This is a genomic window from Aquimarina algiphila, assembly GCF_947494415.1.
In the GTDB taxonomy this organism is placed as follows: Bacteria; Bacteroidota; Bacteroidia; order Flavobacteriales; family Flavobacteriaceae; genus Aquimarina; species Aquimarina algiphila.
In genome coordinates this window covers 364,230-387,459 of sequence record NZ_CANLVC010000002.1, presented here as the reverse complement: position 1 = coordinate 387,459, position 23,230 = coordinate 364,230, and the positions used below count along the sequence as shown (strand labels likewise).

Here is a 23,230-nt window from a genome sequence, read left to right as displayed (position 1 = left end):
ACTACCATTTTTACTTTTTAGATATAACTCCTACCTTCGTGAATCATAATTTGTAAATCTTTATAGTGTTCATACATACCCATCCATACGAACCCTTTTTTCCAGAAGGAGCAACAAAATTAATTGTAGGAACGCTTCCACCACCACGGTTTACCACTAGAGAACTTAATGAAAAGGATGTAGATTTCTGCTATGGTAGCAGTAACGGATTACTATGGCCGGTTCTGGATCGGATTTTTGGACTTAATTTGGTTTTTGAGACTACAGAGATGGCGGCAAAGCAAAGAAAAGATTTCTTAACATCAAGAGGTATTGGAGTCTGTGATATAGTTCATAGTTGTAATCGTCAAAAGATTGATGCTTCAGATTTGGGAATGCAAAACATTAAGTTAAGAGATCTCATAGGATATTTGTTGCAATATCCAAAAATAGATACTTTAATATTTACCGGAGGTAATAGTAAAAACGGCCCTGAATATTTTTTCAGAAAACATCTCAAAGAATATGATATGAAACTAGAAGTGGTGTCAAATGAAATTCCGAGAATACATCAATTTATATTAAGTAAGCAGAGCCGTGAAAATAGAATAATAAAAACCGTGTCATTAACAGCGCCATCAGGAGCTGCGAATAGAGCTATTGGTAGTTTACAAGAGTATAAAGAGTTAAAAAAACAAAACCCTAAATTCAATACGATTGATTATAGGGTAATGCAGTATCAAAAATTCTTTTAACTAGAGATTTTATTTTTTTATTGCCTCAAAAAAATCTTTAAATCATCACTTTTTTGCATTGCATAGGAGAGTGATTTATTATAGAATGATTTTTCTGGCTTGTAATTTGTTAAGGATAAAACATTAGGTAATTTCATTGCCCATGAACCTGATTTTTTAGTCTCACCAGGAATAATCATCACTACATGTCCATACGTGTTAGCAGTATCGATGATTAATGATAAACCTCCACGATTGGTATGCGCTAAGGCCTGATTTATTGTCTCTTGATTTATAGAGCCAAGTTGTAACCATTCTCTTGATCTTTCTACAATAGGTCGTATACTATCATAAACTACATAGCCTAATTTAGGATCATTAAATTCTGTAAGATCATATGTTTTAGTGATAATTTTAGTAATACTATTTCTACAGTCATTACGTTCTGTAGCAGCTTTTTTACAGGTGATAAAATTCTTTACTTCTGCTGAAAAATCAACTCCGTTGAGGTTAGATGTATTGCTAGAATTTTCATCAACTGGATTATTGGTGTTATCTTTTCTCTCATTAGACTCGACTTCATCGAGAGCGTCTGAAGTCTTTTGCGTCTTACTGTCATTACAAGAAACAATAAGAATGGTCATTAATAATACTAGTAATTTTTTGGCCATGGATTTTATATTTAGAAATACAATGATAATTAATCTCGATAGAACTACAAAAGAAAAAGAAAACCCTAAAATCAATCGTATTGAATTTAGGGTTTCTAAAATATGTATTCATCTTGTTTATGTTTCTTTTTCCACTTTCTTTTCTGTACTTTTTTTTGCTACTGGTTTGGCCTTTGGTTCAGGTTCTACTTCTGTTTTTGGTTTGGCTTTAGTTGTTGATTTAGCTTTAGGTTTTGCAACTTTAGGTACGGCCGTTGCTTTTTTTCGGCGTCTTAATCTACCATAAGTTCCTATCCATATTTTACCACGACGTGTTTTTTTATCTCCTTTGCCCATAAATTAAATTTTGCGTTAATTAATTGATTATGTGTTATATACTAATATACGGATTTAAATATAATTTTCTGTTTTTTCTTCAAACCAGACAAGGATGAAAAACATATTTGCAAAACAGAATACAGATTCATGGTTGATCAGGTTAATGCTATCATAGATAGAATTGTATAAAAAGAAAAACAATAAGAAAAGAATTACTGGCTTATGTATATATCAATATTGGGAGATATGTGTACATTTATATAGGAATTAGTATGATATTAGAGATGTATTGGGGTTCAGGTCTGGGATGATTAAGAACTATTAAATAAAAATTAATAAGGTTTGCTTAATTTGTTTATTCCCTGTGAGATGTAAACCTATAATGCAGTAGAGGCTATCCACTATAAGTTAAATAATAAAATGACACAAGAATTATATCAAAAAGCAATGAAGTTTGCTGGCGAAAAACACAGTGAGCAGAAAGTCCCAGGAACAAATTCTAATTATCTGTTACATATTTCTAATGTTGCTATGGAAGTATTAATTGCATATAATTTTGATAAAACTTTTGATATTGATTTTGCGATTCAGATAGCTATATTACATGATACAATTGAAGATACAACAGCAGATTTTGATGAAATTAAAAAAGAATTTAATGAAACTATTGCTCAAGCGGTTTGCGCATTAACAAAAGATGAAAAGTTAGTGTCCAAAGAGGAAAAAATGATAGATAGCTTAACTCGCATAAATAAATTAAAAAAAGAGGTTGGTCTTGTTAAAATTGCTGATAGAATAACAAATTTACAAACCCCACCACAACATTGGAGTAAAGATAAAATAATTAAATATTGTAATGAAGCAAAGCTAATCTCATCTACTCTAAAAAATAAGAATGATTATTTAAATAAAAGATTGGAAACGAAAATTTGCGAATATGAAGAAATGATTAAAGCACTTTAGAATGAATGAAAGATTACATGTTTTAATTTCTGAAATCCGAGAAAAATGTGAAAAGGCTAATTGTTTTGAATTTGAATATCACTGGGAATTTTGGGGTGTAATGTGGTATCCCTGGTTTCTCGAAATCAATGGAAAGCCTGAATCTTTTTCCTTAAACGATATCTCTTATGATGACTTAGAAAAACTATGTGAAGAAGGGGTAATCGAACTTGTTAAAGAATACTCACATGATGAAAAACATAAAGAAGAATTTGATAAGAAAAAATATCGACTCGTTAAGAAAATAGATGTTTCATTAAGTCAAGGAATAGAAGAACTTAATATAAAGTCAATCTGTTTTGAACCCATGTGTTCGGAGTGTAATAATTCAGTTGCCAAAATTGAAATTGTAGAACCAAATCTATATCCTAAAGGAGCTAATGAATGGAGTAATGAAAAATTAAATCAATACAAAAAAATTAGAAACTTTGATGCTACTTATTTACTATATTCTGGCCCGGGAGGAAATAATGGAGAGATTGGAGATGCTATCAATTTGAAACGAAAATTGAGGATAATTGATGCATTTACAAAACCATATATTGCGAGTAAAATACGAGATCAATTTTATGATATGGCTGGCTATTGTGATAGTTGCTGTGAATTTTACTGTAGTAAACACTGGAGTTCTAGTTCTTTTGGATATGGAAAGTGTCCTAAAGGACATGGTAAATCCTTAGATCCTCATTGGTCACCTGATATTGAATGAAACAAGAATAATGTTATAAATAAAAAATAGATTTTAATCCAAAAATTGCGATCTATTTGATAAATCACACAAATCTTTAAACTTACTATGTGTTAAACCGAGAATAAAATATGAGTTTGCACACAACCTTTTCTAGATTTCATCATCTTGGTATAAAGAAGAACATGAAAAAGATCTTTACAATTTTCTGCCTTTTCTTGATGTTATTTGTGTCCTGTAGTGATTCAGATGATAATGATGAATTTATAGATTCTAAATGTGACCAAATAACTAGTATAGATATTCTAAAATATAAGAATAATGAATCTTCTGTATTTTCAATTCAAAGTGTTGAGATAACTGGAGATTGTTTAGAAGTTATCATCGGATCTGGAGGTTGTAGTGGTGAAACCTGGGTAACTGAATTGGTAGATGCTAATAGAGTTGCCGAATCTAATCCAGAACAACGAGACCTAAGAATTCTGCTTAAAAACGAAGAGTTATGCAATGCTTTTATTTCAAAAACATACTCTTTTGATTTAAGACCAATTCGAATAGTAGATAGTAATAAAGTACTTTTAAATCTAGAGTTTTGGGACGAGCAAATACTTTACGAATATTAAAGATACAATACAGATGTGCTTAGATTAAGGTTTAGAATTTTGAAAACTACTTTTTGTAAGAATAATGACCAATAATTTTATAGTCAAAAAGACAATCAGCTAATACTTGACCACTGCCAATATTATGAACAATCATATATCGTTTTTTATCAGCAGATTTTTTGTCAACAACTAATCCGATATGAGTAATTCCTCCACCAAGATTCCAACAGACAATATCTCCAGGAATATAATCATCTGATATTTTGGAAATAGGTTTTACTTTTCCAAATCGAGAAAAGAATTTCATTAGATTAGGAACTCTTCTATGATCGATATTTTTATCGGTTTTAGATAATCCCCAGTTTTTTGGATATAGATTAAAATTAGTTTTCATATCCAGATGTACCTCTTTTTGTAGATCGATATCTAGTTTTCGATATGCTCTTATCACGACATCTGTGCAGACTCCTTTATCACTAGGGACATCTCCATTTGGATAATCAATAGAGAAATAAGCAGGATCATAAGTAACTTCTTGTTTTGTTAATTCTAATCCGGCATTGGATAATCTGGTTTTAAAATCGGATTGCCCAAAACTAAATTGTAATGATATTATAATTAGGAGTACAGATGTTGTGATTTTTTTAATGAGCATATCAATTATTTTTTATAGGATGGTTATCGTATTTCTTTTACAAAATCTCCAATCTTATCTACTCCTTGGCGAGTCAAATGTTTTATAAAAGCAGAACCAATAATAGCTCCTTGGCTTGTTTTAGTGGCCTGCATAAATGTTTCATTATTGCTTATCCCAAAACCTACAATTTGTGGGTTTTTTAAATTAAGAGATTGGATACGCTCAAAATATTTTTGTTGTGTGTTTCCAAAGGTGTTTTTGGCTCCTGTTGTACTTGCAGAGCTCACCATGTATATAAAACCGTTAGAGACACTATCGATAAATCGTATTCGTTCATCAGAAGTTTGAGGAGTAATAAGTAATACATTAATTAATCCGTATTTTTCAAATGTTTCCTGATAATGCTCATGATATTCTGCTACTGGTAGGTCTGGAATAATCAACCCATCAATACCTATTTCTTGACATTTGGCACAAAATGCCTCTATACCATATTGCATCATTGGATTAAAATACCCCATTATGATTAAAGGGATATTTACGGTTTTTCGAATATCTTTTAGCTGGTCAAATAGAATAGAAGTCGTCATACCATTTTTTAGCGCTATGGTAGAGCTTTCCTGAATAGTTGGTCCATCGGCTAAGGGATCACTAAAAGGTAATCCGATTTCTATCATATCTACTCCATTTTTTTCTAAATCCTGAATCACTTTTGTAGTATCATGAAGTGATGGGTATCCGGCAGTAAAATATATAGAAAGTATTTTTTTGTCTTGTTCTAGGGCTGTATTAATTCTGTTCATAAAAGTTCTATTTTATGTCATTCTCTCGAAGGAGAGAATCTTTTCATTCTTTAGTTTGTATTGTGGATTCCAGTCAAGGCTGGAATGACAAGTTTTAATTCTTTTTTGAAATAGATAAAATAAACTATTTTACAGTTTAAAATAATCTATGTATGTATTAAGATCTTTATCTCCTCGGCCAGAAAGACTGATCACAACGATATCATCGGGCTTAAATTTTTTATCATTAAAAATAGCCAATGCATGAGAGGTTTCTATAGCAGGAATAATACCTTCTAATTGTGATAGTTCTAACCCGGCAGTCATGGCATCATCATCTGTTACGGAATAAAATTCTCCTCGTCCAGATTTATATAGATGCGCATGTAAAGGTCCAACGCCAGGGTAATCAAGCCCTGCAGAAATTGAATAAGGTTCTGTAATTTGTCCATCAGGAGTTTGCATCAATAGCGTTTTACAACCATGAATAATACCTTCTTTACCTAGTTGAGATGTAGCTGCGCTTTCTCCACTATGTATTCCTTTTCCGGCTGCTTCAACGGCAATAATGCCTACGTTTGGGTTATCCAGAAAGTGATAATATGTTCCTGCAGCATTACTTCCGCCCCCAATACAAGCGACTACATAATCAGGATGTTCTTTTCCTTCTTTTTCTTTTAATTGCCATTTGATTTCTTCAGAGATTATAGATTGAAATCGTGTCACCATATCTGGGTAGGGATGTGGGCCAATAGCAGAACCAATAATATAATGCGTATCTACAGGGTTATTGATCCAATCTCGTATTGCTTCATTGGTGGCATCTTTAAGCGTCTTGCTTCCAGATTTAGCAGGTCTTACTTCTGCACCAAGCATCTTCATACGAGCCACATTAGGAGCTTGTCTTTTAATATCAATTTCTCCCATATAAACAATACATTCTACCCCCATCAAGGCACAAACTGTTGCAGTAGCAACCCCATGTTGTCCAGCTCCGGTTTCTGCAATGATTCGGTTTTTACCTAATTTTTTGGCTACAAGTATTTGACCGATGGTGTTATTTACTTTATGAGCTCCAGTATGATTAAGGTCTTCACGCTTTAGGTATACTTTTGTGTTATGTTTTTCTGAAAGTCGTTTAGCATAATATAAAGGAGATGGACGGCCCACATAATCTTTTAGTAATTGATTAAACTCTTCTTTAAAAGAAGGTTCATTCATAATATCGAGATATGTAGTTCTTAATTCTTCTACGTTAGGATATAGCATTTCGGGAATATATGCTCCTCCAAAATCTCCATAATATCCTTTTTCATTTGCTTGATAAGTCATACTATAATTTTTTATTCTCCTAAGAGTGATACTATTTGTTTTTTAAATTTTTTTATGTTTTCTGTATTCTTTAATCCAGGTGAATCTTCAAACTTGCTATTAACGTCAATGGCATATAGGTATTTAGATTCTGGTCTGTTTAGAAAATTTTGAACAGCATCAATTTCGGCTAAACCAATACCGCCACTTAAAATAAATGGAGTAGAAGAAGAGTATCCTTCTAAAACCCGCCAATCAAAAACATATCCATTACCACCTTTTTCTTTGCCTTTGGTATCAAATAAGAAGCAGTCTACAATTCCTTCATATGGTTTTAGGATATCAAAATCAAATTGATCTTTGATAGAAAATACTTTCCATAATTCTATATGCTGAGACCCTATAGGTTTTAAAAACCTGTCAGGGCTATTAAGCTCATTTTTAAGCTCAATACAAAATTCAACACTTTCATTACCATGTAACTGGATAGCTTTGAAATCATGTTGTTTTACGTTTTTGATAATAAAATCGATAGAAGCATCCACAAAAACTCCAGTTTTTTTGATTTTTTCTGAAATATTAGGGATACCTCCTTCAAAATTTCTTGGAGATTTCTCATAGAAAATAAACCCTAAATAGTCTGGTTGTAATAGAGCAACATCCTTAATGTTTTCGGGAAACTTCATTCCACAAACCTTTATTTTTATATTTTTAGTTTTCAATGTTAAAGATTTGGTTCTAATTTAATATTGTTATTATCAAAATTAATATTGTGAGCAAAATTGTATACCTCACTAAAGCTATCGAGCATATTAGGTTCTTCAATATCAGCTAGTAATTCTCTTATCAATTTAGACTCAAAATTATGTTTTTTGGATGTTGAATATTTTACCAATTGACTACCAATTGTTTTATAAAATAATTTTTCAATCCTTGTTTTGTCTTTTGGTTCTTCATCAACCAATTCAATCTCTACACCACATTTTTGTAAAATACTTTTGATAATATGTTGTGTTGGAACATTTTGAGTTAATGTAATATTGAGTTGCTCTTCATCGATATCTGTTGCACGAATGATTCCTTTGGCCACATAATCTACGGGGACAATATTAAGTCCTCCATCCATGTTTAATACCATTCTAACTTTTCCCAGCTCTGGATGTGTCTTTTTTATTTTTTTGAAGAACTCACCAATAGCATAGAATACAATATATCGACTGCTTACAAATTTTGGATAGTCAATAAGTCTTCCGGATACGACACTTGGACGGGCAATGGTACAACTGAAATTATTTTCTTTGGCAATTTGTAAGATCAATTTTTCAACTTTCATTTTATAAGCTTCGTAAAAGTTTCTAAAATCAAAATTTGTAACAGAGTGATAATCGTCGGTAATTTCACCTTCTATTTCACCTCTGGAGAAAGCTGTACTTACAAAGACTAATTTTTTTGTTCTCGATTTAATAGTCTCAAAAAATGCTTGTGTATTGACATAATTTACATGAGCAATTTCGTTTTTTGCTTTTTCGGTATTGCTTAAATTTACTGAAGCAGCTAAATGATATACGATCAAATCATTTCCCGCATCATCGGGAAGTATAAAGTTGTTGATTTCTCCTTCAATGACGTGGATGTATTTTTCTAAGTATTCTTTATAGAAAGGAACTATTTTTTTGGGAATAAGCTGTTCTGTAAAAACTTCGTCTAATAAACGTTGTTTTGCAGATTTTTTAGGTTGTTTACGAATCAAGACATAGATAGTTGCCTCTTCACTTTTTGAATACAAATCAAACAGTAGTTCAAACAATACATGTGAGCCTATATTTCCTGTTACTCCAGTTACTAATATTGTATTCATTTTAGTTGTTTTATAAATTCTATAGCGCTAGCTCCCGGGTTTTCTGTCTTCATAAAATTTTCGCCAATTAAGAAACCTTTATAATCATATTGTTTTAAATCTTTTATGGCCTCGATGCTGCTAATTCCGCTTTCTGAAACTTTAACAAAATCATCTGGTATTTGCGTACTTAGTGATTTGCTGATATCGGTACTCACTTCAAAGGTTTTTAGATTTCTGTTATTTACTCCCAACATATCTAATGAAGGCATAATCGATTTCTGAAGCTCTTCTTGATTATGAACCTCTAATAACACATCCAGAGATAAGCTTTTTGCAAATTCTGATAGGGATTTAATCTGATCGCGTGTTAATACTGCAGCAATTAGTAAGATGGCATCTGCTCCATGGGCTTTAGCTTCTAATAGTTGATATTCATCGATGATAAATTCTTTGCGAAGTAAAGGCATTTTAACAGAAGATCTTGCTAAAAGAAGATCATCCAAAGAACCTCCAAAATACTTTCCATCGGTCAAAACAGACATTCCACATACGTCAGCTTTTTCATATCCTTCTGCAACATCTTGGACACTTACATTTTGATTAATTACAGATTTAGAAGGAGACCTGCGCTTGTGTTCTGCTATAATACCTGTAGCACTAGTTCGTAATGCGTTTGCTAACGAATTTGTTTTACGCTCAAACAATACAGAATTTTCAAGTTGCGTAACCGGAATTAAACTTTTTTTAAGCTTTACTTCTTTGTGTTTATCGGCTATTATTTTGTCTAATATGTTCATTTCCTATCATCCTGAACTTGTTTCAGGATCTTCTTAATTATAGTTAGTATTTAAATTCCAGTTTATCCTGAAAAACAAAATTTGTTTTCTTAATTTTTACTAAGCTCTTGTACTTTTTTCAATGCAGCAAGTCCTTTTAGAGAAAGTAGTGCCTCCTTTGCTTTTTCGAACCCTTGTTTTGGTTCAAGGCCTTTAACTGTAGCAATTGCCATTCCTGCATTAGCACAAACCACATTGTTTTGTGCTTCTGAGCCTTTGCCACTTAGAATATTCATAAATATATTAGCAGATTCTTCTATTGAATCACCACCAGCAATTTGTTCTTGTCTTAATGCGGATACTCCAAAGTCCAGTGGTGTTAACATTCCTTCTGTACGATTAGAAATGGTTTTTGTGCTTCCTGTTAAAGAAATTTCATCGTATCCGTCTAATGCATGAATTATAGTAAAGTTTTTATCTGTATTTTGGTATAAATACCCGTACATTCTTGCTAGTTCGAGATTAAAAACTCCAACCATCTGATTTTTAGGAAATGCTGGATTTACCATAGGGCCAAGCATATTAAAGAATGTTTTTACACCTAATTCTTTACGAATTGGTGCTACATTTTTCATGGCAGGATGAAACAATGGAGCATGTAGGACACAAATACCAGCTTTATCAATACTTCGTCTTAAAAAATCTTTATCATTACTAAATTTAATACCGAGATGTTCCATCACGTTAGAACTTCCACATTTAGACGAAACTCCATAATTACCATGTTTAGTCACCTTAATTCCTGCTCCGGCAGAAACAAAAGAAGAAAGCGTTGATATATTAAAAGTATCTTTTCCATCACCACCTGTACCACAAAGATCCACCGGATTATACTCACTTAAATCTATAGCAATACAAAGTTCTAGTAAGGCATCTCTAAATCCTTCCAATTCTTCTACAGTAATACTACGCATCATATATACTGTAAGGAATGATGCAATTTGACTTTGATTATATTCTCCTTTAGAAATATTGACCAAAACACCTTTTGCTTCTTCTTTAGAGATGGTTTCGTGATTGATTAATCGATTTAGTAAATTTTTCATCTAAAAATTATTTCTTATCATTTCTACAAAAGCAGAAATTCTTTTATTATTTAATATTGAGTCTCTCATTATTGAGAGCATGAAAAAATTAATCCTTTATCCAGTTTTCCAGTATTTTTTTTCCATCAGGAGTTAATACTGATTCTGGGTGAAATTGTACTCCACGTACATCTAATTCTTTATGGCGTAAAGACATAATTTGACCATTTTCGTCATAAGATGTTGCTTGGAGACAGTCTGGTAAGTTTTGATCAGCGACTACCCATGAGTGATATCGACCTACATCAAAGTTTTCATTTAACCCATCAAAAAGAGGTTCATCTTTTACTGATAATGTGATGTTTGTAGCAACACCATGATATACATTTTCAAGGTTGACTAAATCCCCGCCAAAAACTTCGCCTATAGCTTGTTGCCCCAGACAGACTCCAAAAATACTTTTGGTATTGGCGTACGTTTTAATGATGTCTTTTAATAAACCAGCTTCTTCGGGTATACCAGGGCCTGGAGAAAGTAAGATTTTCTGGTATTGTTCAACATCTTCTAATCGTAACTGATCATTACGTTTTACGATAACTTCACAACCTAAATCTTCTAAATAATGAACCAGATTGTATACAAATGAATCGTAATTGTCTATTACTAATATTTTTTTACTCATTTTTTGATTTTGGAGTTTCTAAGCTCCTATATTTCTTCAGCAAGTTTTAATGCTTTGGTTAATGCTCCTAATTTATTATATACTTCCTGTAATTCGTTTTCTTCGTTTGATTCGTTAACCAATCCAGCTCCAGCTTGCCAATGTAATTGGTGATTTTTACTTAAAAAAGTACGAATCATAATAGCATGATTAAAGTTTCCCGAAAAATCCATAAAACCAATAGCTCCACCATAGAAATCACGATTTACGGTCTCGTATTTTTCTATAAGTTGCATGGCCATGTGCTTTGGTGCCCCACTTAAAGTTCCTGCAGGAAAGGTATCAGCTACAACTTGCATGGTAGTTGTATCCTGGTGTTTTTTACCAGTGACCTTACTCACCAAATGAATTACGTGAGAATAAAATTGAACTTCTCTATAGGTTTCTACGGTAACATCACTTCCGTTGCGACTTAGGTCATTGCGTGCCAAATCAACCAACATTACATGTTCTGCATTTTCTTTTTCATCCTCAGATAATTTTTTTGCTAATTCTGCATCTTGTTCATCATTTCCTGTACGTTTAAAGGTTCCGGCAATAGGATGAATTTCTGCCATATCATCCTTTACCACCAATTGAGCCTCAGGAGAACTTCCGAATATTTTAAAATCTCCATAATCAAAATAAAACAGGTACGGAGAAGGGTTAACACTTCGTAGTGCTCGATATACATTAAACTCATCTCCTTTAAACTTCTGCGAAAAGCGCTTGGACAGTACTAACTGAAAAACATCGCCTCTTAGGCAGTGCTTTTTTGCCAATGTTACATGTTCTTTATATTGTTCGTCGTTAAGGTTTGAAGTTGTATCTCCTATAGTAGCGAAATTATATGAAGCAAAGTTTTTAACCTTAAGTAAAGATTCAATTTCAGAGATATTACTTTCAGATTCGTAACAATGTGCAAAAATATAGGCTTCATTGGTAAAATTACTAATAGCAATAATGTTTTGATATACTGTGTATTGTAAATCAGGAATGTCTAGCGCACCTTCTTTTTTAGAAATCGATATATCTTCAAAATATCGAACAGCATCATATGCTATATATCCAAAAAGACCATTGTTAATAAATTTGAAGTTACTTTTTGTGGTTTCAAATTGCTTACCAAATTGTTCAACAATTTCAGGGATATTAGTGTCTTCTGTAATAGGAATTTCTTTAATGCTTTTATCAGGGAAAGATTGATAAATAATTTCGTTTTCTATTTTGATATTTGCAATTGGATTACAACAGATATAAGAAAAACTATTTTCACTGCCTCGATAGTCGTTATTTTCTAATAGTAAGCTATTGGGGAAACGATCTCGAATCTTTAGATAAACACTTACTGGAGTAAAGGTGTCTGCCAGGATTTGTTTGAAATGTGTGGTTAATTTATAACTCATTTTATACTTTACTGATTTATAATTTAAAGTCTTTGATTAGGTAACAAAAAAAAGGCTTGTCGTGATTTGACAAGCCTTTGATATGTTTACTTAACATAATAACAGGAACTATCTCACGACGTTTTCGTTTTGAGATAACCACCACCAATTATTTGTTAAGATTACTTTCATTTTTTATTTCTTGGCTCAAATATATAAATTAATTATAATTTGAAGCTATAAAATTTTACATTTTTAAATTAACAGCTAATTCGAACTCATCACTGATCGCTTTATCGCCTAAATTGTCAAAGAAACTTCCAGATCCGTATTTAATATCATATTTGGTTCTGTCTACTTTAAGCGTAGTAGAAGCAGCATTACCATTAATGGCCAAATCAAAATCGATAGGGTTTGTTTTTCCTTTGATAGTTAAATCTCCTGCAATTTTATAGCCTTTATCAGTTTTTTTAGCTTTTTTTACCACTAGTTTTGCTGTTTTATGATTTGCGGTACTAAAGAAATCATCAGAACTTAAGTGTCCTTCAAGTTTTTCTTTTCCTTGCCCTGCTTCAAGATCTGTAACCTTTAGTGTGGTCATATCAACAGTAAATTCTCCTCCGGTAATATTTTCTCCGTCAAATACAAGAAAGCCTTCAGATAAATTAAGTGTTCCGGTATGTGATCCAGTAACTTTTTTACCAGTCCAGTTGATTGTACTTTCTGAAGCTTTAACTTCTTTTTTTTGTGCAAAAGTAGAAGTGGTAGCTATAGCTGCAATAGCTAAGATTAATGTTTTAAGTTTAGTTTTCATGATTTTTAAAATAAATAGTTATATATAGTTAATGATTAATTTATATCTCTTAGTTTATTGAGGAGCTCATTGAGATGTGTCAAATCCTCTTTTGAAAGATTTGATGTTAGCTGGTCCTCGAACGTGGTCATTATCGGACTTATGTTATCTATAAATGTTTTTCCTTCCTGAGTAATAGTAATTTCAACTTTTCTTCTATTAGACGGACAAGTATCTCTTTTTACATACCCTTTGTGAATAAGCTTGTCAACCAATCTTGTCGTGTTACTCATTTTGCTTACCATTCTTTCTTGTATTGTAGAAAGGTTAGCGGGTTTGCCTTTTTGACCTTTTAAAATACGCAATACGTTAAATTGTTGAATGGAGATGTCATATGTCTTTAATTCAAGATTGATTTTTTCCATTATCCAATTTTCGGTATAGAGTAGATTAACTATTGCCTTTCTGGAAATTGGAAGCTCAACTTCTGTCTTTATAATGTTTTCTATTTTCAATTGTATGTACAATATTTGTATGTACAAATGTATGTCGGTTTTTCTTTTTAAAATTATAAAATGATATTAATTCTTTGTTAAAATTAAATTTAAAGCAAGGTTAAATAGTATTATTGCCATTAAGAATAGTATTACTATTAGGTTAAACATTTGTGAAAAATTCTGAAAATATTTAGATAAAAGATGGAAACCTTGTTAATTTTCTTTTCCCTAAACAATGGTTTTGATACATTGGCGTCATGTTAAAATGGATTTTATATATAGTGCTGGTTATATTTTTTGCTAACTGTAAAGGAGAGCAGACAATTGCTCTTGATGCTAAAGATGTTTTTAAAAGTAAAGGAGTAGAAATACCAGTGTATGATTTTGAAAGCTTCAAACCTTTATTAACGATTAATGATGAAAAAACTAGGGTTATTAATTTCTGGGCTACTTGGTGTAAACCTTGTGTAGCAGAACTCCCTTATTTTGAGTTGATTAATAGTAGGTACCCTGATGATGAAGTAGAAGTTATTTTGGTAAGTCTGGATTTGCCTAAGCATGTAGAGTCTAAATTAATTCCTTTTGTTAAAAAACAAAAAATAGAAAGTAAGGTAGTCCTATTGGATGATCCAGATGCTAATAATTGGATACCAAAAGTAAGTAAGAATTGGTCTGGTTCTATACCAGCTACAATTATATACAAAGGAGGAACCGTTAATTTTTATGAAAGATCTTTTACCTATAATGAATTGGAAAAAGAGCTCAAAAAAATGCTTTAAATATCTTTATTAACTATTATTGTAAATCTAAATGCATATGAAAACGTTAAAAATTCTTGTTGGAGTAGCTTTTATTATTGCTATAAGTGCTTTTGCTATAGACAAAGTATCTAATCCTGAAACTGATGGAGGATATTCAATTGGAGACATAGCTACAGATTTTAAACTAAAAAATATTGATAATACCGATATTGCACTGGCTGATTATAAAGATGCTAAGGGCTTTATTGTGATTTTCACATGTAATCATTGCCCATACTCTGTGGCTTATGAGGATAGAATTATTGCTTTGGACAAGAATTTTAAAACCAAAGGATATCCCGTTATTGCTATAAATCCTAATAATCCAAAAGCTTACCCAGATGATAGTTTTGATAATATGATCATACGGGCAAAAGATAAAGGTTTCACTTTTCCTTACCTTTTTGATGATGGCCAAAAGATATATCCTCAGTATGGTGCAACCAAAACACCTCATGTATATGTTCTTGAGAAAACTGATAAAGGAAATATTGTTCGATATATAGGAGCTATTGATAATAACTACAAAGATGCCTCTTCTGCCACCGAAAAATATGTTGAGGATGCAGTAAATGCTTTACTTAAAGGAGAAAAAGTACCCGTAGAAATTACAAAAGCTATTGGATGTAGTATAAAAGCGTAGAACTCTTTCTATAATTTTTATTTTTTTTAAGTTTTTTATAAATGAATGTATAGTTTTTATACATTTTATGAAGTACTCTTTATATTTGTAAGGAATATAAATAACAGGAGTCTAATTTTTACGTAGAATATATTTTATAATGGCAGATATTACTCAAGAAGAATGGCAAGAACGTATTGTTAATGATGATAATGCGGTAATCTTGGATGTAAGAACAGAAGAAGAGGTAGAAGAAGGTTTTATACCAAAAATGTTAAATATAGACATTCGTCTGGGGCAAGAGTTTCTTGATGAGGTTGAAAAATTAGATAAATCTAAAAATTATTATATTTATTGTCGCTCTGGAGCGCGTAGTGGACAAGCATGTGCATTAATGAATCAAATGGGTTTCGAGACCACATATAACCTAATTGGAGGTTTTATGGCATGGGAAGGCGAGACCACAGAATAACATATATGAGAATTAAACCTTTTTTATTAGTTACTTTCTTTTCTTTATTACTTTTTAATTGTAAACAAGTTGAAGATAAATCTTCTACAGTAGAGTTAATTACAGTTGAAGAAATGGATTCACTATTAGAAATGGGAAAAGTACAGCTTATTGATGTGAGAACTCCTGGTGAGTATGCAGATGGACATATTGATGGAGCATCAAATATTGATTTTAGAGATGATAATTTTGAAGCCCTTATAGCCAAAGTAGATAAAACAAAACCTGTAGCGGTATATTGCGGACGAGGAGGAAGAAGCGGTAAATGTTCTGCATATATGAAAAAGGCTGGGTTCACTAAAATTTATGACTTGGATGGGGGAATTACAGAATGGAAATTTAAAGGAAAACAGATCGTAAAATAAACTGTTTTACTAAATATATAAAATAAGAGATGCTTCCCATAAGAGAAGCATTTCTTATTTTTATTCGATAAAATCAGAACAGGATGAGGCTAATTCAAAACAAAATATTCTTTCTTACTCTTTTTATAATTGGTGTTGTCCATGCTCAACCGACTAAAGCGTATTATATTTTGGCAAAAAATGGCTTATCTCTTAGGAATACAGCTTCATTAAAATCAGAAAGATTATTTACCATAAAATACGGTGAAAAAGTATATGTTGAAGATCTAGAAAAAGACACCAGTAGTAAAAAGAATTGGTTAAAAGCAGATAATATTTCTGGAGTCATGGTAAAAGTGAATTACAATAACAAAGAAGGGTATGTTTTTGATGGATACCTAACCGATATTGCTCCTCCACGTGTAGAAGAAAAAGTATCTGATTATGTAGAAAGAGCCAGGCCAAGTAGTCCAGGTAAGATAGTTTTGTTTGAAACTATCACAAGGGATTATGATGGGTATTATCTAAGGGAAGAAACCATATTTTTGAAAACAGATAGATGGTCAGAAGCATTTTTATTGGCAAAGCAATTGTTTAATGTCCCTGAAAAATTGGGTTTTCCCAACTTAGATTTTGAAGGGGAGACACTCATCATTACAAACCCCGATAAAAAGGAATATAGCTGGTCTGATGAACTAGAGGTAACTCGCAAAAATGAAGAAAATGATTTTGTGATTACCTATACTATACGAAGCGAAGGTGGTGGAATGTCTGTGAAGTTAGAAAAAGATGATAATGGTGAAAGCATTAGAATAAGTAGAACAGGTATTGCAGATTAAGTAATTTAAGAGTTTACTCCTAAATTATTCTTTATACAAGGATATTTTTACTTCATTATTCAAGATCTTTCAATAGATTACCAGCATTTTCTGTATGAATGTTATTAGATGAACTGAGTTTTTCGAGTAGAGAAATTGTTTGCTCTTCTTTTTCCATTTTTAGATATGTAAGAGATAGAAACCATATTGCATCAGAATAGTATTTGCTTTCTGCAGAAAAGCTCAGAAACAATGCTTCAGCTTTTTTTAACTGATTTGTATTTAAATAACTATTCCCTAAACATAGTTTTAATTGCTCATCATTAGGATTTTTTTCTATTGTACTCTCAAGAAAAGGAATAACTTTTTGATATTCTTTTTTCTTATAATTCAATACTACTTTTTTAAAGTTATCATCAATAGAAGTTTGATCTCCTCTTTTGATATCTCCAATGGGATATGGGGTATAATATTGAGCAAATAAATTTTCAGAAGTAGTATTAGTAAACCATAGAATAGAAGAAATACCAATTAAAATTAAAATTGATGCTGCTATTTTCCAAAAAGTAAAAGTGTTGGATTTCTCAGAAGCCTTTTCATCGTTAATCTCTTTATTTATTTCAATTAGTTTTTTTCTAAAGTCAAGAGATTTTTTATTTCTAAGATTGTTAAAGAGTTCGGTTTGTATTTTAACTTCTTCTTCCAATTCGGGATTAGCTTTTATAGTCTTTTCAAAATCTGTTAATGCTTTACCAGATAATGAACCTTCAATATAGGCTTCGATCTGTTCTGATAATTCTTGCGTCATTTTCATAATAAAAGCTATTTAGTATTTATTTTGATTTCTTCAAAAATAGGATCTTCTTTTACCATCGCTACCAACTTGTTTTTACATTCAAATTTTTTCTTTCGAGTATAAGCTTCAGAATACCCTTTTTGCTTTGCAATATCTTTCATAGATACTCCTTCAAAAAAGAGAGAAAGAAGTTCCTGACAACCTGTCCCTAATTTTAAAAAACATTTTTGAAATACATAGCGCCTTTCATTATCATTGATCTGATCAATGATATCCATATCATTAGCTTTAGATATTGAAAGTATGCTTTCATTATGTACAGTTTTTTTATTCCCTTTGAGCTTATTTCGCCATAAATTTCTACATACAGAATATACAAACGTACCTAATGAGGAAGTAAGTTGCAGAGAGTTATTCTCGAGTTTTTCATACACAAAAACCATTGCATCTTGAAAAACATCCTCAGCATCAGCTTCACTACCAGAATTTTTTAAGATATAGCTTTTTACCTGAGGTAAGTGTTTTTCATAAAATTTTTTTATAATCCTTTCATCTCCTGCAACAATTCCTTCAATAATACTGTCTTGATTGCTGTTACTCATCGGTTAATGTTAAATATACATAAGTTGTTACCTTTTTTTTGCGAAATAATGATCATAAAAGTAACATATTTATTTTTGGAGAGTTAAATAGAAGAGTAAAATAAAGCTCTGATTTTGGTGTGAATTTTGTGGTAAGAGAAAATATAGTAACATTTATGAAAATAATATTAAAGATGGTATGGGGTGCAATGTTAATATTTACTCATATTACTATACATGCACAGGTTAAAGAAGATACATTACAAGCTCATCAATATTTTGTAAAAGGAGACTCGCTTCTAAAAGAAAGAGCATATCAAAAATCCATTAATTCATTTGAAAATGCGGCTTCAATATTTATGAGGCATAAAGCTTGGAAGAGATATGTACAAAGTCTTAATAAAATTGCCAAAAATCATTATAGTCTCAGAGATTTTGATCAGGTAACTGATTTTTCTAATCAGGTAATTAACATTTGTAATGAACTATTGGATAAAAATTCTCTAGAAGAAGCAAATGCATTATCAATTATAGCTAAGGTAAATAAAAAAAGAAATCAATTTTATGAAGCTTTAGGCTATTATGAAAAAGCATTAAAAATAACAGAAGTAAACGTTGGTTTCAGTCATATAAAAACTGGAATTTTATATAATAATATAGGGATTGTATACGATAGATTAGGATTTGTAGACGATGCAAAAAAATACTATTCTAAAGCTTTAGATATTAATGAGCAACTTTACAATAAGAAAGATAAAAACATTCTTAATACAGTATATTTAAACATGGCTGTGCTATATAGCAGAGCTGGGTTTTACCACCAGGCAGTACCTTTTTATGAAAAAGCTATCGCTCTAATCATAGAGACCAATGGAGAAAATCACGCTAAACTAACTAGGAAATACTATAATCTTGGCGCTAATTATAGTTATATAGAAGAGGATTTTAGAGCACTACAGTATTTTCAAAAGGGATTACATATTTTAAAGCAAACAAACAAAGAGGACTCTGAAAGTTTTGCATTGTTTTATGCCGGTATTGCTACACAATATACAAGGTTAAATAAATTAGACCAAGCACTTAGGTATTATAATAAAGCACTTAAGATTAACCAAGACATATATGGTGATTATAATTTTGAAACCGCTACAGTAAAGGTAAATATTGGAGGGACATATGCGTTAAAAAAAGATTATAATACTTCATTAGATTACTTGACGAATGCAAGAGATATTATCAAAAAAATACTTGGTGAAGATCATAGAGAAATGTTGTTGGTTAACGATGAATTGGGAAAACTATACGAATTGCAACAAAAATACCCAGATGCTATTGAGTATTATGATAAAAATCTAAAAATAGCTCTCAAAAACTTTGGAAAGAAAAACCAAAATACAGCAGAATGTTATAATAATAAGGCTAGGATATATGAAATGAATAAGGAATATTCTATGGCAATAGAAGAGTATCATAATGCTATTATTGCTGGGGCTAAAAGTTTTAAAGACGCCTCTCTGCAAAAACTACCGTCTTTAGATGACTATTTTAATAGTTATACCATGTTATCAGCTGTTTATGGAAAAGCAAAGAGTCTTAAACTAAGAGCAGAAAACAATAAAATAGATAAAGATTTTGAACAATCACTCACAAGCTTCTTGTATTGCGATTCGTTAATTGATAAAATCAGAAATTCATATATGTTAACTACAGATAAAGTAGCATTAGAAAAAACTACAGTGAATGTATATCAAGATGCAGTTAAGGTTGCTTTGTTATTATATGCAAAAACAAAAGATGAGAAATATGCAAAAAAGGCATTCTATTTTTCAGAAAAAAATAGAGCTCGATTATTAGATGAGCAACTTAGAAAAATAAAAGCAAAGCATTTTGTCGGAATAGAAGAGAGTAAGATTAAACTCATGGATGAAGTGAGAGATAAGTTAGGGTATTATACCTCAAAACTTCATGAGTATAAACAAAAAACAATTAAAGATTCTATGAGGATAAACAAATTTACTGATTTGGTTTTTTCATATACTAAGAAAAAGGATTCATTAATGAAAGAAATTGAATTTCAGTACCCCAAATACCATCAACTTAAGTATGATGCTTCTGTTATTTCTGTTACTGAAATCCAAAAAAGAATTCCAGAAAAAACAACACTATTAGAATATTTTGTGACTGATACCAGTACATATGCTTTTATGATATCAAAGCACATATTTTCTGTAGAAGAAATACAAACTACAAGCAGTAAAGAGAAAATAATTCAATTTAGAAATGCAATTACTTCAAAAAACATAGAGAGGTATACTAAAATTGGACGTGAACTGTATCTGCAACTCATCGCTCCTATGCCTATCGACAAGTATAATAAACATTTAATTATCATACCCGATAGAATGTTATGGCATCTTAATTTTGATCTCTTGTTAACAGAAGATTCCGAAAATCAAAATCCAAAAAAATTACCTTATTTTGTTAAAAAGCAGATGATTAGTTATGCTAATTCTGCTGATTTATTTTTTACTGATAAAACCAGAAAGACAGATGTATTAAATGAATGTTTAGCTTTTTCATTTTCGAATGATGATGATTCTTTTTCTACAAATCAGGTAATTTCTATGAATACGTTAAGAAACACAAAAGACAATTTACCAGGAGCAAGAAAAGAAATAAAAGCGATTTCTGATATTGTAGGGGGAGCTTACTTTTATGGGAAACATGCGATAGAATCTAATTTTAAAAAAAATGCCAATCGTTATGCGGTAATACATATGGCAGTTCATGGCGAAATAGATAATAAACAGCCTGAGAATTCTAAATTACATTTTACTCAGGTAGAAGGATCTAACCAAGACAACTACTTATATAATCAAGAAATTTATGGTTTAGAAATACCTGCAGAACTTGCTGTATTGAGTGCCTGTAATACAGGTGCAGGAAAAATTTCTGGAGGAGAAGGAATTATGAGTCTGGGGAGAGCATTTCAATATGCAGGAACCAAAAGTTTATTGCTGACCAATTGGGAAGTCTCTGATGAGACTACTCCGGTGTTGATGAAAAATTTCTATGTTAATCTTGAAAAAGGGATGAATAAGGCCGAGGCATTACAACAAGCTAAATTACAGTATCTAGAGGAAACTAATGTTTATCAGGCTGCTCCCTTTTATTGGGGAGGTTTTTATTTGATAGGAGATACAGGCTCCATTGATCTGGTGAGTAATAGGTATATGGACACATTTTTTCCAATAGGTATTGTACTTATTTTAGTTTTGCTTTTATGTTTTTTTTATTGGTTTAAAAAGAAATATATAATATCTCGGGATAAGTCTTAAATAAAATTGGAGTACTCTACAGTAACATTTTATTTAGAAAATACATTAAAGGTGCAATTTGATTAAGAAACCTTGAAACGTAGGAGTAGTAATTAATTGTCTTAAACGAAAAACAGAACTAAACCAAAAATTAGAATGAGAAAGAAATTATGTTTTTTACTAGCGGTGTTTATAACTTCATTTTTTTATGCACAAACTCATAAAGGTGATGTTGTCCTGTCTTCGCAAAAAGAGGTAGATAATTTTAAAGGGACTAAAATTATAGGCAATTTGATTATCAGAGAGTATGTAGAAAACCCTGATGTTATTTCTACTTCTCAATCTATAATCACAAATATTAAAAGCTTATCTCAACTTACCTTTCTGGATGGAGATTTAAAGATTATACGAAATAGTAAGTTGTCAAACCTCGATGGACTTGAGGGGATTAAAGAAATAACAGGAAGTATTGAAATTAAAGGCAATAATTCACTCAAGAACATCAACGGATTGCGTTTAATAAAAAAAATTGGTAAAAATATCACCATTATAAATAATAGAGCACTTTCTAATAGTAATGGACTATCTAGTATCCCGATTGTTCATGGGGATTTAAACATTCAAAATAGTGGTTTTAGAAAATTAGAAGGATTAAGTAGTCTTGAGGTAATTGAAGGAAACCTTATTATTAAGAATAATGAGGCACTGGTAAGTATTAATTCTTTATTGAATTTAAAAAAAATAAAAGGAAATTTTATTTTGACTGCTAATAAAAAATTAATCAGTGCTTGTAGTATTGTAGAGTTGTTCCAGACCGAAGCCGCAATTGGATCAATTTCTGTTGCAAATAATTCAGAAATTACAAGTAATGTAATAGATATTATTAATAATTGCCAATCCTTAGCATGTACTCATCCCGAAAATGATGTATGGTTAAAAACACAAGAAGAAGTCGATGCTTTTGATTATTGCTATATAAAAGGTTCTTTAATCATATCAGATGAAATGACGGGTAAGATAAAAAATATAGAAAAATTAAGGAATCTTAAAGGAGTAGGTGAAAATTTAATCATAAAAAATAATACAGAACTTAAGGATGTTTATGTATTAGGTAGATTAAAAAATAAAGGTAGTATTGGTGGAGATTTAGAATTAGATAATAATCCTGCTCTCCCAGAGGGTGTTTTTAAAGAAGCGAGATCATACTTTTTATGTGATAATATTGCATTGCGATTAAAGGTTAGAAAAAAATCAACACAAGATTTTATTGTATATCTTTTTCCTGAAAGTGCAGAGAGTTGTGATAAAGATTCAACACCAGGTAATCCATTTGCAAATGAAGATGGTGAAGATGGATCCAAGGTTAACCCTTCTGAGCTATTATCTCAAAAAATAAATAAAAATGTATATCCAACCATTTCTAATGGAAAAGAGATTCATATTACTGGTTTAGAAAATGATTTTAACTACAAAATATATACTATATCAGGTCGATTAATAGAAGAAAAGACTATGCTCAAAGGGTCAAAAAATGTAACCATACATTTTAAAAAACAACTTACTTCAGGAATATATATAATAAAAATACTGGAAGAAAGTGAAAACTCTAACTTTCGATTTATAATTAGATAAAGTAAA

At 31.1% G+C, this 23,230-nt stretch carries 26 protein-coding genes; 11 read left to right on the top strand and 15 right to left on the bottom strand.

The genetic code is table 11. The features are described from left to right. The first annotated feature begins 65 nt into the window (after positions 1-65). Positions 66-734, top strand: a complete 669-nt coding sequence (locus tag PQF96_RS04170) for a uracil-DNA glycosylase family protein (protein WP_271765185.1) — start codon at positions 66-68, stop codon at positions 732-734. Between the two features lie 17 nt (positions 735-751). Here the strand turns inward: PQF96_RS04170 and PQF96_RS04165 are convergent, their stop codons facing one another. After that, positions 752-1,384, bottom strand: coding sequence for a hypothetical protein (locus tag PQF96_RS04165; protein ID WP_271765184.1), 633 nt, complete (start codon positions 1,382-1,384; stop codon positions 752-754). A gap of 117 nt (positions 1,385-1,501) precedes the next feature. Further along, positions 1,502-1,720, bottom strand: coding sequence for a 30S ribosomal protein THX (locus PQF96_RS28600; protein WP_333967948.1), 219 nt, complete (start codon positions 1,718-1,720; stop codon positions 1,502-1,504). Between the two features lie 402 nt (positions 1,721-2,122). On the opposite strand from PQF96_RS28600, the gene PQF96_RS04155 reads away from it, so the two are divergent. From PQF96_RS04155 to PQF96_RS04145, 3 genes are all read left to right on the top strand, one after another. Continuing rightward, a complete protein-coding gene (locus PQF96_RS04155) occupies positions 2,123-2,665 on the top strand; it encodes an HD domain-containing protein (protein WP_109438923.1) in 543 nt (180 codons plus the stop codon). Between the two features lies 1 nt (position 2,666). Further along, positions 2,667-3,413, top strand: a complete 747-nt coding sequence (locus PQF96_RS04150; protein ID WP_271765183.1) for a hypothetical protein — start codon at positions 2,667-2,669, stop codon at positions 3,411-3,413. A 164-nt stretch (positions 3,414-3,577) separates the two neighbouring features. Beyond that, the gene (locus PQF96_RS04145; RefSeq protein WP_160114376.1) at positions 3,578-4,015 is read left to right on the top strand and encodes a hypothetical protein; all 438 of its coding nucleotides are present in this window, start codon (positions 3,578-3,580) and stop codon (positions 4,013-4,015) included. 46 nt (positions 4,016-4,061) lie between these two features. Here PQF96_RS04145 and PQF96_RS04140 read toward each other — a convergent pair whose 3' ends face one another. From PQF96_RS04140 to PQF96_RS04090, 11 genes are all read right to left on the bottom strand, one after another. Further along, a complete protein-coding gene (locus tag PQF96_RS04140) occupies positions 4,062-4,652 on the bottom strand; it encodes a DUF1287 domain-containing protein (RefSeq protein ID WP_271765182.1) in 591 nt (196 codons plus the stop codon). A 23-nt stretch (positions 4,653-4,675) separates the two neighbouring features. Then, entirely contained in the window at positions 4,676-5,437 is a 762-nt protein-coding gene (gene trpA / locus PQF96_RS04135; protein ID WP_271765181.1) for a tryptophan synthase subunit alpha, read from the bottom strand. A gap of 129 nt (positions 5,438-5,566) precedes the next feature. Continuing rightward, positions 5,567-6,748 carry a tryptophan synthase subunit beta gene (gene trpB / locus PQF96_RS04130; protein WP_271765180.1) on the bottom strand — a complete coding sequence of 394 codons (1,182 nt, stop codon included), beginning with the start codon at positions 6,746-6,748 and terminating at the stop codon, positions 5,567-5,569. Between the two features lie 11 nt (positions 6,749-6,759). After that, the gene (locus PQF96_RS04125) at positions 6,760-7,449 is read right to left on the bottom strand and encodes a phosphoribosylanthranilate isomerase (RefSeq protein ID WP_333967947.1); all 690 of its coding nucleotides are present in this window, start codon (positions 7,447-7,449) and stop codon (positions 6,760-6,762) included. A 2-nt stretch (positions 7,450-7,451) separates the two neighbouring features. After that, on the bottom strand, positions 7,452-8,585 hold the full coding sequence (locus PQF96_RS04120) for an SDR family oxidoreductase (protein WP_271765179.1): 1,134 nt from the start codon (positions 8,583-8,585) through the stop codon (positions 7,452-7,454). After that, complete coding sequence (trpC, locus tag PQF96_RS04115; protein ID WP_271765178.1) at positions 8,582-9,364, bottom strand: indole-3-glycerol phosphate synthase TrpC; 783 nt, start codon at positions 9,362-9,364, stop codon at positions 8,582-8,584. Before trpC ends, PQF96_RS04120 begins: the two co-directional genes overlap by 4 nt. A gap of 89 nt (positions 9,365-9,453) precedes the next feature. Further along, positions 9,454-10,449, bottom strand: coding sequence for an anthranilate phosphoribosyltransferase (gene trpD / locus PQF96_RS04110; protein WP_271765177.1), 996 nt, complete (start codon positions 10,447-10,449; stop codon positions 9,454-9,456). 88 nt (positions 10,450-10,537) lie between these two features. Further along, entirely contained in the window at positions 10,538-11,110 is a 573-nt protein-coding gene (locus tag PQF96_RS04105) for an anthranilate synthase component II (RefSeq protein WP_109438913.1), read from the bottom strand. 26 nt (positions 11,111-11,136) lie between these two features. Continuing rightward, positions 11,137-12,534, bottom strand: a complete 1,398-nt coding sequence (locus PQF96_RS04100) for an anthranilate synthase component I family protein (RefSeq protein WP_271765176.1) — start codon at positions 12,532-12,534, stop codon at positions 11,137-11,139. 226 nt (positions 12,535-12,760) lie between these two features. Continuing rightward, positions 12,761-13,327, bottom strand: coding sequence for a YceI family protein (locus PQF96_RS04095; RefSeq protein WP_143916038.1), 567 nt, complete (start codon positions 13,325-13,327; stop codon positions 12,761-12,763). A 35-nt stretch (positions 13,328-13,362) separates the two neighbouring features. Beyond that, positions 13,363-13,821, bottom strand: a complete 459-nt coding sequence (locus PQF96_RS04090; RefSeq protein WP_143916060.1) for a MarR family winged helix-turn-helix transcriptional regulator — start codon at positions 13,819-13,821, stop codon at positions 13,363-13,365. Between the two features lie 239 nt (positions 13,822-14,060). Between PQF96_RS04090 and PQF96_RS04085 the strand changes: the two genes are divergently transcribed. From PQF96_RS04085 to PQF96_RS04065, 5 genes are all read left to right on the top strand, one after another. Continuing rightward, the gene (locus PQF96_RS04085) at positions 14,061-14,582 is read left to right on the top strand and encodes a TlpA disulfide reductase family protein (protein ID WP_271765175.1); all 522 of its coding nucleotides are present in this window, start codon (positions 14,061-14,063) and stop codon (positions 14,580-14,582) included. 37 nt (positions 14,583-14,619) lie between these two features. Then, positions 14,620-15,246: a thioredoxin family protein gene (locus PQF96_RS04080; RefSeq protein ID WP_271765174.1), complete on the top strand. Its 627-nt coding sequence runs from the start codon at positions 14,620-14,622 to the stop codon at positions 15,244-15,246. A 139-nt stretch (positions 15,247-15,385) separates the two neighbouring features. Then, positions 15,386-15,697 carry a rhodanese-like domain-containing protein gene (locus PQF96_RS04075; protein WP_271765173.1) on the top strand — a complete coding sequence of 104 codons (312 nt, stop codon included), beginning with the start codon at positions 15,386-15,388 and terminating at the stop codon, positions 15,695-15,697. A 5-nt stretch (positions 15,698-15,702) separates the two neighbouring features. After that, a complete protein-coding gene (locus PQF96_RS04070) occupies positions 15,703-16,101 on the top strand; it encodes a rhodanese-like domain-containing protein (RefSeq protein ID WP_271765172.1) in 399 nt (132 codons plus the stop codon). Between the two features lie 83 nt (positions 16,102-16,184). Then, a complete protein-coding gene (locus PQF96_RS04065) occupies positions 16,185-16,919 on the top strand; it encodes an SH3 domain-containing protein (protein WP_109438906.1) in 735 nt (244 codons plus the stop codon). A 55-nt stretch (positions 16,920-16,974) separates the two neighbouring features. Here PQF96_RS04065 and PQF96_RS04060 read toward each other — a convergent pair whose 3' ends face one another. Next, complete coding sequence (locus PQF96_RS04060; RefSeq protein ID WP_271765171.1) at positions 16,975-17,712, bottom strand: tetratricopeptide repeat protein; 738 nt, start codon at positions 17,710-17,712, stop codon at positions 16,975-16,977. A gap of 8 nt (positions 17,713-17,720) precedes the next feature. Then, on the bottom strand, positions 17,721-18,296 hold the full coding sequence (locus PQF96_RS04055) for an RNA polymerase sigma factor (protein ID WP_271765170.1): 576 nt from the start codon (positions 18,294-18,296) through the stop codon (positions 17,721-17,723). A gap of 155 nt (positions 18,297-18,451) precedes the next feature. Here PQF96_RS04055 and PQF96_RS04050 point away from each other — a divergent pair, with 155 nt between their 5' ends. Together PQF96_RS04050 and PQF96_RS04045 are read left to right on the top strand one after the other, a co-directional pair. Beyond that, on the top strand, positions 18,452-21,613 hold the full coding sequence (locus tag PQF96_RS04050; protein ID WP_271765169.1) for a CHAT domain-containing protein: 3,162 nt from the start codon (positions 18,452-18,454) through the stop codon (positions 21,611-21,613). Positions 21,614-21,748: 135 nt separating this feature from the next. Beyond that, on the top strand, positions 21,749-23,224 hold the full coding sequence (locus PQF96_RS04045; protein WP_271765168.1) for a T9SS type A sorting domain-containing protein: 1,476 nt from the start codon (positions 21,749-21,751) through the stop codon (positions 23,222-23,224). Positions 23,225-23,230: the final 6 nt, after the last annotated feature.

Excerpts from the sequence above, each read along its gene's own strand:
- PQF96_RS04165 (WP_271765184.1), bottom strand. The coding sequence starts at position 1,384 with ATGGCCAAAAAATTACTAGTATTATTAATGACCATTCTTATTGTTTCT.
- PQF96_RS28600 (WP_333967948.1), bottom strand. The coding sequence starts at position 1,720 with ATGGGCAAAGGAGATAAAAAAACACGTCGTGGTAAAATATGGATAGGA.
- PQF96_RS04155 (WP_109438923.1), top strand. The coding sequence starts at position 2,123 with ATGACACAAGAATTATATCAAAAAGCAATGAAGTTTGCTGGCGAAAAA.
- PQF96_RS04150 (WP_271765183.1), top strand. The coding sequence starts at position 2,667 with ATGAATGAAAGATTACATGTTTTAATTTCTGAAATCCGAGAAAAATGT.
- PQF96_RS04145 (WP_160114376.1), top strand. The coding sequence starts at position 3,578 with ATGAAAAAGATCTTTACAATTTTCTGCCTTTTCTTGATGTTATTTGTG.
- PQF96_RS04140 (WP_271765182.1), bottom strand. The coding sequence starts at position 4,652 with ATGCTCATTAAAAAAATCACAACATCTGTACTCCTAATTATAATATCA.
- trpA (WP_271765181.1), bottom strand. The coding sequence starts at position 5,437 with ATGAACAGAATTAATACAGCCCTAGAACAAGACAAAAAAATACTTTCT.
- trpB (WP_271765180.1), bottom strand. The coding sequence starts at position 6,748 with ATGACTTATCAAGCAAATGAAAAAGGATATTATGGAGATTTTGGAGGA.
- PQF96_RS04120 (WP_271765179.1), bottom strand. The coding sequence starts at position 8,585 with ATGAATACAATATTAGTAACTGGAGTAACAGGAAATATAGGCTCACAT.
- trpC (WP_271765178.1), bottom strand. The coding sequence starts at position 9,364 with ATGAACATATTAGACAAAATAATAGCCGATAAACACAAAGAAGTAAAG.
- trpD (WP_271765177.1), bottom strand. The coding sequence starts at position 10,449 with ATGAAAAATTTACTAAATCGATTAATCAATCACGAAACCATCTCTAAA.
- PQF96_RS04105 (WP_109438913.1), bottom strand. The coding sequence starts at position 11,110 with ATGAGTAAAAAAATATTAGTAATAGACAATTACGATTCATTTGTATAC.
- PQF96_RS04100 (WP_271765176.1), bottom strand. The coding sequence starts at position 12,534 with ATGAGTTATAAATTAACCACACATTTCAAACAAATCCTGGCAGACACC.
- PQF96_RS04095 (WP_143916038.1), bottom strand. The coding sequence starts at position 13,327 with ATGAAAACTAAACTTAAAACATTAATCTTAGCTATTGCAGCTATAGCT.
- PQF96_RS04085 (WP_271765175.1), top strand. The coding sequence starts at position 14,061 with ATGTTAAAATGGATTTTATATATAGTGCTGGTTATATTTTTTGCTAAC.
- PQF96_RS04080 (WP_271765174.1), top strand. The coding sequence starts at position 14,620 with ATGAAAACGTTAAAAATTCTTGTTGGAGTAGCTTTTATTATTGCTATA.
- PQF96_RS04075 (WP_271765173.1), top strand. The coding sequence starts at position 15,386 with ATGGCAGATATTACTCAAGAAGAATGGCAAGAACGTATTGTTAATGAT.
- PQF96_RS04070 (WP_271765172.1), top strand. The coding sequence starts at position 15,703 with ATGAGAATTAAACCTTTTTTATTAGTTACTTTCTTTTCTTTATTACTT.
- PQF96_RS04065 (WP_109438906.1), top strand. The coding sequence starts at position 16,185 with ATGAGGCTAATTCAAAACAAAATATTCTTTCTTACTCTTTTTATAATT.
- PQF96_RS04060 (WP_271765171.1), bottom strand. The coding sequence starts at position 17,712 with ATGAAAATGACGCAAGAATTATCAGAACAGATCGAAGCCTATATTGAA.
- PQF96_RS04055 (WP_271765170.1), bottom strand. The coding sequence starts at position 18,296 with ATGAGTAACAGCAATCAAGACAGTATTATTGAAGGAATTGTTGCAGGA.
- PQF96_RS04050 (WP_271765169.1), top strand. The coding sequence starts at position 18,452 with ATGAAAATAATATTAAAGATGGTATGGGGTGCAATGTTAATATTTACT.
- PQF96_RS04045 (WP_271765168.1), top strand. The coding sequence starts at position 21,749 with ATGAGAAAGAAATTATGTTTTTTACTAGCGGTGTTTATAACTTCATTT.